We start from the raw sequence: 14,914 nt of genomic DNA, 5'->3' as shown, positions 1-14,914 counted from the left end.
AGTCCCGGCGCTCCGGCCCGTCACTGCCGGGCCGGCGCCGCTGCAGTTTGACCTCACGCCACCGAGCCTCAGCGCAACCTGGCCCCCGGCCGCCGGGGAGCAGCCTTCCCGCGCCGGCCCGTCACTGCCGGGCCGGAGCCGGCACCGCCTCCCCCTGGGCGTAGCTGCGCTTCAGTTCCTCATCCGGCAGGAAGAACAGGCAGAAGAGCCCCATCACCGCCATGGCCGCCGTGTAGAGGTACACCTGGCGCAGGGCCTCGGTGACGGCTTCGTTGAAGGCGTTGCGGACGGTGGCCACCGCCTGGTCCACCTGCTGCTCCATGGCCCGGCGGATCTGGGCGATGGCCTGTTCTTCCGCCTGGGCCGCCATGGCGTCCACCTGGCCGTCCAGCGCCTGCTCCGCCGCCGCCAGGGCCGCCTGGCGCGCCGCCGGATCGGCCGGCGGGTGCTCCACCAGCTGGCGCAGGGAGGCGGGCAGCGCCGGGTTGGCCAGCAGGACCTGCCGCGCCCCCGCGTCCCCCTGGAGGGCCGCCGCCAGGGCCGCCTTGAGGCCCGCCACCTGCTGGCGCACCTGGGCGCGAACGCCGCCCTCGGGCAGGCTTTCCTTGAGGGCCGCGGGCACCCGCGGGTCGGCCTGCAGCCGCGCGTAGGCCTGTCCGTCCCCGCGCAGCGCCTTCTCCACGTCGGCCAGCACCGCCTCGAATCCCTGGCGCACCCGGGCTTCCAGGTCCGTCCCGCCCGCCATGCCCTCGGCGGGCATCTGGACCGCCTGGGTCGCCGCCCGGTAGGCCGGCGGCAGGTGCCGGATCATCCCGTCGTGGAGGGCGCCGCTGAGCACCGTGCCAAGCAAGGCCACGGCCACCGTGGACCCCACCTGGCGGAAGAACTGGGTCGCACTGCTGGCGGTGCCGAGGCGCTCCCTGGAGACGCTGTTCTGCACGGCCATGCCGTAGAGGGGCATGGACGGGCCGAAGACGAAGCCCAGGAGGACCATCAGCACCAGCACCTGCCAGAGGGGCGTGTCGACCCGCAGCACCTCGTGGAAGACCAGGAACAGCACCACCGAGCCCATCGAACTCAACAGCAGCATGGGCTTGTAGCGCCCGGAACGGGTGGCCAGCTGGCCTGCCAGCAGGCTGCCGGCCATGGTGCCGAAGGTCAGCGGCGTAAGGGCCAGGCCCGAGTTGGAGGCCGAAAAGCCCTTGACCTGCACCAGGTACAGGGGCAGGAACATCACGCTGCCCAGGAAGGTGCCGCCGAAGAAGAGCAGGGCCAGCACCGACCAGCGGAAGGTGGGGTTGGCGAACAGGGTCAGGTCGAACAGCGGCTGGGGGCTGCGCCGCTCGACCGCGATGAACAGGCCGAGCCCCACCGCCGCCAGCGCCAGGAGCCCCACGATCACCGGCGAGCTCCACGGATAGGCCGAACCGCCCCAGGAACAGGCCAGGATCAGCGGCACCGTCCACAGGGCCATGGTCACCGCGCCCGGCAGGTCGAAGGCCGACCGCCGCACGGGCGGCAGCAGCGGCATGTGCCGCAGGAGGAAGTAAAGGGCCACGACGCCGACGGGCATGTTGACGTAGAAGACCCAGCGCCAGTTGATGTGGTCGGTCAGAAGGCCGCCCACCCAGGGACCGATCACGCTGGACAGCCCGAAGACGGCGGCGAAGACGCCCTGGACCCGGCCGCGCTCCCGCGGCGGGTAGAGCAGGCCGATGGTGGTGATGGACGTGGCGAAGAGTCCGCCGCCGCCGATGCCCTGGAACGCGCGGAAGGCGATCAGGGCGTCCATGCTGGGCGAGAGGCCGCACAGGGCCGAACCGGCCAGGAACAGGCTGGCCGCCGTGGTGAACACCCACTTGCCCGGCAAGAGCTCGTTGAGCCGGCCGAAGACGGGCAGGGCCACCACGGTGGCCAGCAGGTAGGCCGTGGCCACCCAGGCGTAGCGGTCCAGGCCGTGGAGTTCCTCCACCACCCGGGGCATGGCCGTGGCCACGATGGTCTGGTCCAGCGCGCCCAGGAACATGGACAGCAGCACGCCGATCATCGCCAGCCGCCGCTCGCCCGGGAGGTAGCCACCCGCCGCCGAGCCGGCACCACCCGCCCCTCCGGCCGCGGGGCCTGCCCACGCGCCGCCAGCAGGCGCTGTTGCCGTTTCAGCGCCGCGGGACGCCACCGTGGACGGCGACTCCGCCCCCAACCGGCCGGGGTTGCCCGCCCCGGGCTCGCCGCGGGCTATGGTCTCACGGGTCATGGGGCTCCGTTCCTTCACCGGACACCGCTCCTTCGCGTTCCGCCGATCCTCCCGGGAGATCCTCGTGCAGGCGCGCCAGCAGCCGGGCCAGCAGCTCCCGCTCTGCGGGAGCCAGGCCCTCGAGCCGCCGGTTGACGGCCTCTTCCAGGCAGGCCCGGGCCGCCCGCAGGGCCTCATGCCCCTCCGGTGTCAGGGCCAGCCGGTAGCGCCGCAGGTCCTGGGGATCGACCTGGCGCGTCACCCATCCCTCGGCCTCCAGGCGCCGCAGGATGTGGCTGGCGGTCGGAGCCGGCACGCCCATGGCCGCGGCAACCCCGGAGGGCGTGCCGCAGCGCCGCACCATGGCCAGGGCGAAGGGCGCCATGCGGAAGAGGCCGTGCCGCTCCAGGCAGGGCGTGGCCTCCCGCAGGACGACCTGCTGCAGGCGCCAGATGTGCTGAAGGATCTCCCAGCCGTTCATCATGGGGATCGTAGGCGGGGCGAAGTTCGTTGTCAAGCGAAATATTTTCGTCATGAAACAAGCTGCGCAGGCCCCCGCGGCGCGCATGGCCCTCAGGCACCCGCCGCAATCGCCCGCGGCACCCCGAGCCACCACCCGCGCCACCGCAGCGACCGCCCGCCGGCCCCCTGCTACCGCCCGCCGCCCGCTCCGCCGGCCAGCCAGGCCCGGGCCTCCCGCAAGAGCCGCAGCCGCTCGGCATAGGGCACCGTGCTGCGGCCCGACGGGTTGGGCGCGGCGAACTCGGCCACCCCGGGCACCGTCTGGCGTGGCTGCAGGCCCCATTCCACGGGCGCCGTGCGGGCCAGCCCGGCATAGGCCCGGTAGACCTGCTTGCCAAGGAGGATCACCAGCCGCGGCCGGAAGCGGGCCACCTTCTCCCGCAGGGCGGCACCGCCCGCGCGGAGTTCGTCCCAGGTCAAATCGGCCTCCCCCCGGGTGGCCCGGGGCACCACGTTGGTCACCCCCAGCCCCCACCGGGGCAGCAGCCCGTCCTCTTCAGGCCGCAGGACCCGCGGCACGAAGCCCGCCTCGTGCAGCAGGCGCCAGAACAGGTTGTTGGGCCCGGCGAAGTGGTGGCCGGCGGTGGCGCTGGCCCGCCCCGGGTTGAGCCCGACGAACACGGCCCCAAGCCCCGGGGCCAGCACGTCGGGGACCTGCATGCGCTCCCATTGGAGCGCCCGCAGTTCCTGCAACACGGGCATGGCCTCCAGATCCTCGGGGGTCACCGCCTCCCAGTGGATGCCCCGCGGTTTGGGGTAGGGGGTCCGGGTGAAAATCACCTCATCGGGGGTGACGATGATGTCCACCGAAAGGTCGTGGGGTGCCACGGGCAGCCTCTCCACGATCTGCAGGGGGTGGACCGTGGTCACCACGGGCAGTTCGGGATGCCCGAGTTCCCGCAGGAGGGCGTACTCGTAGTCGGCATAGCCCTCCCCCTTCCCCGCCCGGGCCCCGTCCCGGGTGACGGCCACGGCGCCGGCCACCACCAGATCGATGGGCGCCGCCTCCGGAGTCATCTCGTCCAGGGTGACGAACCGGCCGTACTCCGCGGCCCTGCCCAGCTGGGCCGCGCGCCGCTCCTCGCCGCGGGGGACGTCTTCGGGCCGGATGCGCAGGAAGGCGCCCCGGAGGCGTGGCGTGGGCATGTACACGGTCTTGCCGTCGGCCAGGGCCATGGCCCGGACGGGCAGCTGGGGCGTGTCGGGGTTGACCTTCAGAGCCCGGGCCCGGCGGTAGACGTCCAGCTCCCGCAGCCGGGCCGCCGCCCGCTCGGCGCCTTTGAAGTTGGGGATGCGGCCTTCGATGGGAAAGGGGAAGCGGGCCGCACCGGCTTCCCGCAGGCGCCGGTACACCTGTTGGCGGGCTTTTGCCTTGGCGGCGCCGGCATCGCTGGCGGGTTCGACCTCCCGGGGGTGCCCGGCGCCCGCCGGCGCCCTGCCGCCGCCCTTGCCCTCCCCGGCCGCCGGCTCGAAGGACCTCTCCTCCCATGCGCCATCTTTCGTCACAAGCTTCACCCGCGCTGGTCCGATCCTGGCCCGCTGAGCCGCCCGGGCCGGTCCCGGCCCCGAGGGGTTCCGGGCCCCGGGCGGGGCGGCTCCTGCCGGGCGGGGTTCCACCCCGGCCCAGGGCCCTCACCGGCTCCGGGCACCTTGGTCTACCGCCGTCCCGCGGTCGCCGGCGCCGCGTGCGCGGAACCGCGCTGCGGATGCCAGGCCGGCGGTGCGGTCGCCAGGGCCGCGGGTTCCTCCGCCCATCCCGGGCTGGGGGCGGCAGGATATGCCTTCACGTGACTTTTGCTGCAAGGACTGGTCCCGTTCCTCCAACACTTTTATCATGTTCATCGGACCGTCAGCATTTGTCGGGGAAAGAAAGGAGGGACCCGCCTCACAGCGGGGCAAAGCACATGAACAGCTTGCTCTGGATCCCGCTGGCCGGGAGCCTGCTGTCGCTCCTCACCGGACTCGTCTTTGCCAACCGCATCGTCCGGCTGCCGGTGGAAAACCCCGCCGTGGTCGACATCGGCGGCCACATCCAGGCGGGGGCGACGGCGTACCTGAACCGCCAGTACCGCACCCTGGCCGTGGTGGCCGCGGTGCTGTTCATCATCCTGGCGGCGGCGCCGGGGATGGGCCTGACGACGGCCGTCTGGTTCCTCGTCGGCGCCGTCCTGTCGGCGGCGGCGGGCTACATCGGGATGAACGTGGCGGTGCGGGCCAACATGCGCACGGCCATGGCGGCGCGCCAGGGGCTGGCGGCCGCCTTCCGCGTGGCCCTGCAGGGCGGGGCCGTCACCGGCCTGATGGTGGTCGGTCTCGGCCTGCTGGGCGTGACGGCGCTGGTGTGGCTCACCGGCGCCCAGAACAACTCGGCGCTGGTGGGCTTCGGCTTCGGCGCCAGCCTGATCTCGGTCTTCGCCCGCCTGGGCGGCGGCATCTACACCAAGGCGGCCGACGTGGGCGCCGACCTGGTGGGCAAGGTGGAGGCCGGCATCCCCGAAGACGACCCGCGCAACCCCGCGGTCATCGCCGACAACGTGGGTGACAACGTGGGCGACGACGCCGGCATGGCGGCGGACCTGTTCGAGACCTACGCCGTCACGGCGGTGGCGGCCATCCTCCTGGGCCTGCTGACCCCGGAGTTCGCCGGCGATTCCCGGTTCGTCTTCTTCCCGCTGCTGGTGGGCGCCGTGGGCATCGTGAGCTCCATCGCCGGCGTGCTGGCGACCCCGCCGGCCAAGCCGGGGGGCATCATGCGGGCCCTCTACCAGGGCGCCCTGGCCAGCGGCATCATCGGCACCATCGGCTTCTTCGCGGTGACCCGGTGGCTGGGCCTGGACATGAGCTTGTTCTATGCCTCCCTGATCGGCCTCGGCGTCACCGTGGCGATGATCATCATCACCGAGTACTACACCTCGGCCAACTACCGGCCGGTGCAGAACATCGCCCACGCCTCCCAGACCGGCCACGCGACCAACATCATCGCCGGCCTGGCCGTGGGCATGCGCTCCACGGCGGTACCGGCCCTGGTCATCGCCGTGGCCATCCTGCTGGCCTACAACCTGGCCGGGCTTTACGGCGTGGCCATCGCGGCCATGGCGATGCTGTCCCTGACGGGCATCATCGTCACCATGGACGCCTACGGCCCCATCACCGACAACGCCGGCGGCCTGGCGGAGATGGCCGACCTGGAAGACTCCGTCCGGGAGGTCACCGACCAGCTGGACGCCGTAGGCAACACCACCAAGGCGGTGACCAAGGGTTACGCCATCGGCTCGGCGGGGCTGGCCGCCCTGGTCCTCTTCGCCTCCTATGTGGAAGAACTCGGCAAGGCGGGCGCCCAGGCCCTGACCTTCGACCTGGGCGACCCCTACGTGCTGGCCGGCCTGTTGATCGGCGGCGTGCTGCCCTTCCTCTTCGCCTCCATGAGCATGGAGGCCGTGGGCCGGGCGGCCTTCGACGTGGTGGAAGAGGTACGGCGCCAGTTCCGCGAGATCCCGGGCATCATGGAGCGCAAGGCGAAGCCCGACTACGGCCGGGCGGTCGACATCGTCACCCGGGCGGCCCTGCGCGAGATGGTGGTGCCCGGCCTGATCCCCGTGCTGGGTCCCGTGGTGGTGGGCCTGGCCCTGGGTCCCAAGGCGCTGGGCGGCCTGATCGTGGGCTCGATCATCACGGGCCTGTTCATCGCCATCCAGATGACCAACGGCGGCGGCTCGTGGGACAACGCCAAGAAGTACATCGAGATGGGCCACTACGGCGGCAAGGGCACCGAGGCCCACGCGGCGGCGGTGACCGGCGACACCGTGGGCGACCCGTACAAGGACACGGCGGGGCCGGCCATCAACCCGATGATCAAGATCATCAACATCGTGGCCCTGCTGATCGCGCCCATCGTGGCGTCGCTGTGGCTGTGAACGCCGCCGCAAGGCAAAGGAACGTGCAGGGGCCGGATGCCCGGCATCCGGCCCCTTTTGCTACCCGCAGCCCCCCACGGCCCATCGCCCACCCCACCAACGGACCCGGGTTCACTGGACGCGACCCGCCGGCGCGTCCGCGACGGGCGGAAAGCGAGGCCGGTCGGTCTGGCTGGGCCGTTATCGGGTCACGACGAGCAAGGCCAGATAGGAGCCCCCGTCCAGCGCGTTGTGAAGCATGGCCACGCCCGCATAGTCGCCGGTCCGGTCGTAGTAGGAACCCAGGATCATCCCGACGAGCGTTGCGGCAACCGATTGGGCCACCACCGCCGGGAGGCTCGCGCCCAGCAGGACGTTGGACCCGTGGAACAGCCCGAAGAGCAAGGCGGTCAGGAGCATTGCCCGGGAAAGGACGAGGCCGCCGGCCCGAACCTGACCGGGTACGAGGAACCGAAGGGGGAGATGCAGGGCCGGCCGGAACATCATTTCCTCGCTGAAACCGACCATCACGCCTTGAAAGAGCAGGACCAGCACGATGGGCAGGATGCCGGCGGAAGCCCAAAGAGGGCGGGGTTCTCCCCAGGACGTCGCCGCTTCGCCCATGAACTTGCTGCCGCCAAGCACGAAGAGGAGGATCCAAAACGACCGGGACCGCCGCCATTTCCCTGCCGCCGGCGGCGCCGTCGCGCGTCCCTGCCGGTTGACGGCCGGAACGACCCGGAGGCGGTACCATACCCATGGGATGAGCAACTGGGGCCCGTGGGACGCCCAGGAGGTCAGCACACCGTACGGCGTTCCCTGGACGTGGGGACGAACCAGCACGGCGAGGAGATCGCTCAGAGCGGCTGTAGCGACCAGGATCGACAGGACTTCCGTGAGCCCTGGCCCGAGGTGCGGCTTCTCGCAGCGGAGGAAACGGCACAAGCAGGTTACCCGCCTTCGACCAGCGAGATGGGAGCTCGCTGTCGCTTCTCGAAACGGCGGCCCCTTTCCTCCCACGCCTTCCTCTAACGCCCGTTCCCCCGCCGCCGCAAGCCGCGCCGGAAGCGGTCACCGGCCGGGAAGCCTGGCTGCCCGTGCCCCCGCCCCAGCGGCAGGTTCCACCGCACCCAGGCCACGTACCGTGCCAGCCCCTGCTCCAGCGAAATCCGCGGCTCGTACCCCAGCCGCTCCCGGGCGCGGGCGATATCGGCCCAGGTCGCCGGCGCGTCCCCCGGCGCCGGCGGCTGCAGATCCAGGGCGATGGGCCGGTGCAGGACCCGTCCCAGGGCGGCAATCAGCTCTTGCAGCGACACCGGTCGCCCGCTGCCCAGGTTGTACACCTGGTAGCCGGCGCCGGGTTCCAGCAAGGCCGCCCAGGTCCCGCGCACCACGTCGCCCACCTCGGTGTAATCGCGGCGACTCTGGATGTCACCGAAGACGGGGATCGGCTGGCCGGCCAGCGCCCGCGCGGTGAAGCGGGCGATGGCCATGTCCGGCCGCTGGCGCGGCCCGTACACGGTGAAGAAGCGCAGGCTGGTCACGCCGATCCCCAGCAGCCGCTGGTACGTCAGGGCGTACTGTTCGGCCGCCGCCTTGGAGGCCGCGTAGGGCGACAGGGGCGCCGGCGCCATGTCCTCCCGCCAGGGTCCGGGCTGGGCGCCGTACACCGACGACGACGACGCCACCACCACCCGCTGGACCTGCCCCGGATACCGCCGGATCGCCTCGAACAGGGCCACCGTGCCGCCCACGTTGGCCTCCAGGTAGCGCCGGGGCTCGGCCAGGGAGGGGCGCACCCCCGGCAAGGCCGCCAGGTGGGCCACGTGGGTGAACCGGTGGCGGGCAAAGAGACGGTCCAAAAGCTCGCCGTTGCGCACGTCACCCCGGACGAACCGGAAGGCGCCGGCGGCCCGGGCCGCCCGCAGCCGCAGCAACTCCACGTTGGCCTGCTTCAGGGCCGGGTCGTAGTTGGCCGTCAAGCTGTCCAACACCACCACGTCCGCTCCCTGCAAGAGGGCCAGCTCGGCCAGGTGGGAACCGATGAACCCGGCCCCGCCGGTGATCAGCAACCTCATGCCCGCTCCCCCCGCCCCGGGGTCCCGGAATGGGGGGCGTAGGGCCGCGCCACCGCCGGACCGCCCAGGCGCTGCCCCGCCGGGGTGTCTTTCCCCGCCGGCATACCCGACGGGACCCCCTTCGCCGGCGGGGCCCCCTTGGCGGCCGGGGTCCGGGCACCGTCCTGACCGGCCGGAGCGGCCGGCCCCCGACCACTCGCGGCAGCGGCTGGCCCGCCGGCCGCCGGCGCCGCGTCCGGTGCCGGTTCGTCCCCCACCGGGAACCAGTGGAGGGGATGGCCGGCGTCGACCGTCACGAAGACGCGGGTGCCCGCCGGGTAGTCGTAGACGTGCACCAGCTCGCTGCCCACCACGGTACCGCTATCCAGGCGCACCCGGTAATGGTAGTAGCCGTCCCGCCGCTCCCGGCCGGCGATGACGCCCGTAGCCCCCGGCCCGGTCCAGCCGGCGGCGCGCCCGCCCGCCAGAGGACGCAGGGTGACGTCGTCGGGCCGCACCAGCACCCGCACCGGCGTGCCCGGCGCCACGGTGACGCCCTGCCGGAAGAACCCCAGCTCGGTGGCGATGCCGCCGGGTTCGACCCGGCCCTCCAGCAGGGTGGCGGGTCCCATGAACTCCGCCACGAAGGGGGTCAGGGGCCGGTAGTAGACCTCCTCCGGAGTGCCCACCTGCTCGATGCGGCCCCCGTGCATGACCGCCACCCGGTCGCCCAGGTTGAGCGCTTCCCGCCGGTCGTGGGTCACCAGGACGGTCGTGGTCCCCGTGCGGCGCAGGATCTCCCGGACCTCCTCCCGCACCTGCTGGCGCAGGTCGGCATCCAGGTTGGAGAAGGGTTCGTCTAAGAGCAGGATCTGGGGCCGCGGGGCCAGGGCCCGGGCCAGGGCCACCCGCTGCTGCTGGCCGCCCGAGAGCTCGTGGGGGTAGCGGTCTTCCAGGCCCTCCAGCCGCACCAGTTCGACCATTTCCGCCACACGGCGCCGGCGCTCCGGCCCCCGGGGTAGGCCAAAGGCGATGTTCTCCGCCACCGTCAGGTGGGGGAACAGGGCATACTCCTGGAACACCAGCCCGGCCCGCCGTTCTTCGGGAGGAACCGGCCGGCCCGCTCCCGCCACCACCCGGCCGCTCAGCTCGATGCGGCCGGCGTCGGGCACCTCGAAGCCGGCGATCAGCCGGAGGGTGGTGGTCTTGCCACAGCCGCTGGGCCCCACCAGCACCAGGATCTCGCCCCGGTACACATCCAGGTCCAGGCCCGCCACCGCCTGGGTGGGCCCGAAGCGCTTCACCAGCCCGCGGCAGCGGATGACGGGCGCGCCGGCATCCTTCACGCCTGCCACTCCCCCTCCCGGCGGAGGATCAGCATGACCGAGGCGGCCGACGCCGCCACCAGCAGCAGCGACTTCACCGCCGCCTGGCCGAAGAAGCCCTCGGTGATGGAGTTCCAGACCGAGGTGGCCAGGGTGCCGAACCCCGCCGGGCTCAGAATCAAGGTCAAGGGCAGCTCCTTCAGCGTCACCAGAAACACCATCCCGGCCCCGGCCAGCAGGCCCGGCCGCACCAGAGGCAGGGTCACCTGGGCCAGGACCTGCCACGGCCGCCGGCCCAGGGTGCGGGCCACTTCCTCCAGCTTGGGATCCACCTGCAGCCAGGACGCCCGCAAGGGGCCCAGGGCCGTCGGCAAGAAGACGATCACGTAAGCGGCCACCAGCAAGGCCACCGTCTGGTACAGCGGGCCCAGGAACCGCACCCCGAAGAAGACCATGGCCAGGGCAATGACGATCCCGGGGATGGCGAAGCCCACGTAACTGGCCCGCTCCACCAGGCCGCTCAGGAAACCGGGGAACCGGGCCCCCAGGGCCGCTACGGGCAGGGCGGCGGCCACCGTTCCGGCGGCGGCCAGGGCGGCGACGGCCAGGGAGTTGAAAGTGGCCGGCCCGAGTAGCTCCCACCAGCTTCCCTCCAGCACGCCGCGCACCACCCAGTAGGCCAGCACGCCCAGGGGGACGCCCAGCCCCAGCAGGACTACGGCGGCGCAGAAGGCCAGGGCGGGCCAGCGCCACGGGCCCAGCGGAACCGGCGCCGGTGGCCGCGGCGTGCCGGGGGTGTCCCGGTGGTACCGCCACCGCTCCCGCAGCAGGGCGTCCAGTCCCAGAATGGCCAGGGCCGCCGCCACCAGCACCAGGGCCAGGCCCCCCGCCGCCGCCCGGTCGAAGGCGGCCTGGTACTGGACGTAGATCGCCCAGGTGAAGGTCTCATAGCGCAAGGTGGTCACGGCGCCGAACTCGGCCAGGGTGTACAGGGCCACCAGCCGCGCCCCGGAGAGGATGGCCGGGCGCAACTGGGGCAGGATGACGCTCCGGAAGGTGGCGCCGCGGTTGCGGCCGAGGCTGAGCGCCGCTTCTTCCAGCGCCGGGTCGAGGCGCGCCAGGGCGGCCCGCACCGGCAACAAAATGTAAGGATAAGTGAAAAGGGTCATGACCAGGTAGGCGCCCCAGAAGCCGTGCAGGTCCGGCAGCCGCTGGACGCCCAGGGGCGCCAGCAGGCGCTGGAGGAGCCCGTGGGGCCCCGCGGCGACCACGTAGAGGAAGCTGCCCACGTAGCTCGGGATGGCCAGGGGCAGCACCGTGGCCACCGCCCAGAAGCGCCGCCCGGGGAGGTCGGTCCGCACCACCAGCCAGGCCAGGGGCACCGCCAGGATCACGCCCGTGGCGGTCACCGCCGCCACCAGCCCCAGGGAGCGGCCGGCGATGGCCCAGGTGGCAGGCCGGAAGAGCAACTCGGCCACCCGGTCCCAGGCTCCCGCCGTGCGGATGAACAGGTAAGCCACCGGCAGCAGCATCGCCGCGGCCACCAGGGCTGCCGGCACCACCAGGGCCAGCGGCGGCTGGGGGCCGCGACCCGGCCCTCCCGCCTTGCGGCGGGCGGCCTCCAGGGAACCTGCCCGGGGGCCCGGGCCGGGCCTTCTCGCCGGCTGGGGGACTGCCACCGGGGTCCGCACGGGGGACCAGGCCTCTGCCACAGGGGTCGCCTCCTCGGGTTCACTGTAGCACGGCCGCGGTCGAATTGATAGACATTCTCTATTTCAACAAGGCCTGGCCCCCGGCCAAACGGTCCCGGCGGTCCAGCCGGCCGCGCCAGTCCATCCCGTCAAGCCGCCATCCCCAGCTCCCCAGTGCCAGCAGGACGGCCAGCCACAGCCCCGTCAGCCAGGGGGTGCTCCCCGCCCAGGAGCGGTAGTCCGGGAACAGCAGGCCCATGGCCTGGAACCAGCCCACCGGCATGGCGAAGGGGTCGACGGCCACCGTGACCTGCCTCAGGTTGACCGCCCGCACCAGGGCCGCCGTCACCGCCACCGACAGCCCGGCCAGCAGGAAGAAGGCGCTGCGCGCCCCGCGCCCGCCCCGCTGCAGCACCAGGGCCAGGGGCAGGGCGTAGAGCGGCAGGACGGTCATCACGGTGCGGCCGGGGAACCACCAGCCCATCATGGTGATGGCGACGAAGACCGCCATCAGGTGCTGCGCCGCGATCAGGCCCAGGGCAAGGCGCGGGGCTCCCTTCCGCCGTGCCATGAGCACCATCCCCGGCAGCGCCAGAAGCAGCACCGGCGCCCAGCGGGCCAGGCCGAAGCGGCGGTCCACGAAGAGCCCCCAGAGCCGGTAGAACCGGTTGGCCAGGTCCGTCACGTGCGCCCGCAACACCTCGGGCGTGGAGTCGCCCGCGTACACCACGTTGACCGAGTAGGGCGTCAGGGCACCGAAGACCCGCAGGTGGAACAGCACGTAGGGCACGGCCAGCAGCACGCCCGCCCCGGCCAGCGCCCAGCGGCCCTCCCGCCCGGCCCTCAGGAAGGTCGCCGCCGCCACCACCCCGGCCAGAGGCGCGTATTTGATACCCAGCCAGAGCAGGGCGGCCAGCAAGAGGGCCAGCACCCGGGCACGGGCCACCTCCCGCCGCCGGGAGGGGCTTCCCCCAGGGTCCCGTGGCGCGGCGACGAAGGGAAGGTGGCAAGAACCGTCGGCAGCCCGCGCCGCATCCCCGGCCGCGGGCCCGCCGGCCTCCAGCAGCAGTAGCGCCGCCACCAGCACCAGGGCAGCCGGCACCTCCGGGTAGATCTCCGTGGCGTAGACGAAGGGCGTGGCCGCCAGGGCCAGGGCCAGGGTGGCCCAGGCGCTCCAGCGCGCCTCGCCCGTCACCCGGGCCACCCAGACGTAGACCAGGGCGAAGGTCAGGGCGGCCAGCAGCTGGAGCTGGAGCTGGGCGCCCCGCAGGCCGCCCAGGGCGAAGCCGGGGATCAGCAGCACCGGCAGCCCGGGGTTGTGGGGGCTCAGGATGCGCCCGTCGGCCGTGGGGACCGACTGCATCCAGAGGCCGTCGGGATGGTCGAAGAAGGCCCGGTAGGAATGGCGCCGGTACTGCTGGCGCAGGTCCAGGTCGCCGTCCTCCAGGAGGCTCTGGGTGGTGAGCAGGTAGAACGGCTCGTCCCCCGTGATGGCGGCGCCCCGGCTGGCCCGCAGGCCCGCCGAAAGGCTGTAGAGCGCGGCCAGCAGGACGAACAGCGCCACTGCCCTCCGGGCCATCCTCGCCACCCCCTTGTCCGCGGCAGCCGCCTGCACCCGCCAGGCGACCCCGTACCGGTTGCTGCTGGGCGACCGGCGGAGCCACCGGGTCCCGGGCATCTTCCACCGCCCGCTCCTGCCCGGCGGCGCCCGGGCCGCCGGGCGGCGGTTGCCGTCCTGGCTTCATCCCCGCTTCGTCGGCGTCATCTGGGATTCGCCACGGCTTCGTCCCGGCTTCGTCCCGGCTTCGTCCCGGTCCCTGCTCCTTGGCCCCGCGCCTGCCCGGCGGCACCCCCGAGGACCCGTCCTATCCGGCGGCGCCGCCGGCCTCAGCCGGGCCGGCGGCACCGTCGCCGCCGGTGCCGCCGGCTCCCGGCCTGCCCTTCAGGCTGCCCCAGGCAGGCTTTCTCAGGGCAGCACGCCCGTATCCCGCAGCAGGTTGACCGTCTCCCGGATCTGGCCCAGGTCGCTCTGGTCGATGGCCGGCGGGTCCAGCTCCTCCATGGGCGGCACGCCCTCGGGGAGCGGGACGCCGGCGATCATCGGGTACTCCTCGGTCTGCTGGGTGAAATAGCGCTGGGCCTCCTCGCTCAGCAGGAACCGGACGAACCCCTCCGCCGCTTCCTTCTGGGCGGTCGAACGCACGATGGCCGCCCCGGTCACGTCGATCACCGCGCCGGGATCGCCGTTCTTGAGGAAGTGGTTGCGGGCGGCGAAGCCGGGGCCCAGCTCCTCCATGAGGCGCGGCACGTAGTAGTGGTTGGCCACACCGATGTCGATCTCGCCGTCGGCCACCGCCCGGACGATGCTGATCAGGTTGGGGTACTCCCTGGGCTCATTGGCCTTCATGCCCTCCAGCCACTGCCGGGCCGCCTCTTCCCCCCGGGTCAGCCGGATGGCGGTGACCAGGATCTGCCATTCCCCATGGGTCGGTGCCCAGCCGACGCGGCCCTTCCACTTGGGGTCGGTCAGGTCCATGACCGAATCGGGCAGGTCACGGGTGGGATCGATGCGGTCCTTGTTGTAGACGATGACCTTGGATCGGCCCGACACCCCCACCCACTGCCCGTCCGGCGAGCGGAACCGCGGGTCGACCTTCTCCAGAACGTCCTGGGGCAGCTGGGCCAGCAAGCCGGCCTCCCGCAGGGGGCCCCAGCCGCCGGCGTCGGACAGGTACAGGACATCGGCCTCGGTGCGGTCCCTCTCTTCCAGCAGGGTGTTGACCAGCTCGGCCGTGCTGCCGTAACGCACCCGGATGTCGATGCCGGTTTCTTTCGCGAACTGCTCCAGCAGCGGGTGGACCAGGCTCTGGGTCCGGCTGGAGTAGATCACCAGCTGCTGGTTGCCGCCGCCGCCCAGCGGGCCGCACCCCGCCAGAACGAATCCGGCCAGCGCCAGGAGGAGCACCGGCCCCAGGAGCCGGTGCCCGGCCGCCAGGTAGCGGCGCCAGCCCGAGGCCCCGGGACCCCGGTGACCGGCGGTTCCCCGGGCCCGCCGGGCCCGCGGTGAAGCGACGGGTTCGCCGTCCGGGCCGCCCCCGGGTGCGGCGGCGGGACTCCAGCCGTTGCCCGCTGGCGCCGGCCGCCGGGAGGCGGCCGGCGCCTGTTCGACCACGGTCTGCAAGGGCCTCATCTC

The 14,914-nt window shown here is 72.8% G+C and carries 10 protein-coding genes; 1 reads left to right on the top strand and 9 read right to left on the bottom strand.

Going from position 1 to position 14,914, the window contains the following annotated elements; translation table 11 throughout:
- Positions 1-121: 121 nt before the first annotated feature.
- The 3 genes from DYI95_RS02270 to DYI95_RS02260 all read right to left on the bottom strand — a co-directional run bounded on the left by DYI95_RS02270 (position 122) and on the right by DYI95_RS02260 (position 4,270).
- Positions 122-2,272 (bottom strand): MDR family MFS transporter, encoded by a 2,151-nt coding sequence (locus DYI95_RS02270; RefSeq protein ID WP_116901011.1) that lies wholly within the window; start codon positions 2,270-2,272, stop codon positions 122-124.
- Entirely contained in the window at positions 2,244-2,750 is a 507-nt protein-coding gene (locus DYI95_RS02265; protein ID WP_243149806.1) for a MarR family winged helix-turn-helix transcriptional regulator, read from the bottom strand. The genes DYI95_RS02270 and DYI95_RS02265 overlap by 29 nt, the downstream gene beginning before the upstream one ends.
- Positions 2,751-2,884: 134 nt before the next feature.
- Positions 2,885-4,270: a 5-formyltetrahydrofolate cyclo-ligase gene (locus tag DYI95_RS02260; protein WP_243149805.1), complete on the bottom strand. Its 1,386-nt coding sequence runs from the start codon at positions 4,268-4,270 to the stop codon at positions 2,885-2,887.
- A 389-nt stretch (positions 4,271-4,659) separates the two neighbouring features.
- Here DYI95_RS02260 and DYI95_RS02255 point away from each other — a divergent pair, with 389 nt between their 5' ends.
- Positions 4,660-6,669, top strand: coding sequence for a sodium-translocating pyrophosphatase (locus tag DYI95_RS02255; protein ID WP_116901013.1), 2,010 nt, complete (start codon positions 4,660-4,662; stop codon positions 6,667-6,669).
- A gap of 180 nt (positions 6,670-6,849) precedes the next feature.
- On the opposite strand, the gene DYI95_RS02250 is transcribed toward DYI95_RS02255, so the two are convergent.
- The 6 genes from DYI95_RS02250 to DYI95_RS02225 all read right to left on the bottom strand — a co-directional run bounded on the left by DYI95_RS02250 (position 6,850) and on the right by DYI95_RS02225 (position 14,911).
- Complete coding sequence (locus tag DYI95_RS02250) at positions 6,850-7,593, bottom strand: CPBP family intramembrane glutamic endopeptidase (RefSeq protein ID WP_116901014.1); 744 nt, start codon at positions 7,591-7,593, stop codon at positions 6,850-6,852.
- 83 nt (positions 7,594-7,676) lie between these two features.
- A complete protein-coding gene (locus DYI95_RS02245) occupies positions 7,677-8,726 on the bottom strand; it encodes a GDP-mannose 4,6-dehydratase (RefSeq protein WP_116901015.1) in 1,050 nt (349 codons plus the stop codon).
- Positions 8,723-10,051, bottom strand: a complete 1,329-nt coding sequence (locus DYI95_RS12910) for an ABC transporter ATP-binding protein (protein WP_305849868.1) — start codon at positions 10,049-10,051, stop codon at positions 8,723-8,725. The genes DYI95_RS02245 and DYI95_RS12910 overlap by 4 nt, the downstream gene beginning before the upstream one ends.
- The gene (locus DYI95_RS02235; protein ID WP_116901016.1) at positions 10,048-11,742 is read right to left on the bottom strand and encodes an iron ABC transporter permease; all 1,695 of its coding nucleotides are present in this window, start codon (positions 11,740-11,742) and stop codon (positions 10,048-10,050) included. The genes DYI95_RS12910 and DYI95_RS02235 overlap by 4 nt, the downstream gene beginning before the upstream one ends.
- A 58-nt stretch (positions 11,743-11,800) precedes the next feature.
- The gene (locus DYI95_RS02230; RefSeq protein ID WP_116901024.1) at positions 11,801-13,300 is read right to left on the bottom strand and encodes a hypothetical protein; all 1,500 of its coding nucleotides are present in this window, start codon (positions 13,298-13,300) and stop codon (positions 11,801-11,803) included.
- A gap of 387 nt (positions 13,301-13,687) precedes the next feature.
- Entirely contained in the window at positions 13,688-14,911 is a 1,224-nt protein-coding gene (locus DYI95_RS02225; RefSeq protein WP_243149804.1) for an iron ABC transporter substrate-binding protein, read from the bottom strand.
- Positions 14,912-14,914: the final 3 nt, after the last annotated feature.

This window comes from Thermaerobacter sp. PB12/4term (assembly GCF_003403315.2).
Classification (GTDB): Bacteria; Bacillota; Sulfobacillia; order Thermaerobacterales; family Thermaerobacteraceae; genus Thermaerobacter.
The sequence above is the reverse complement of the archived record's forward strand: the minus strand, read 5'-3'. Positions and strand labels throughout refer to the sequence as shown.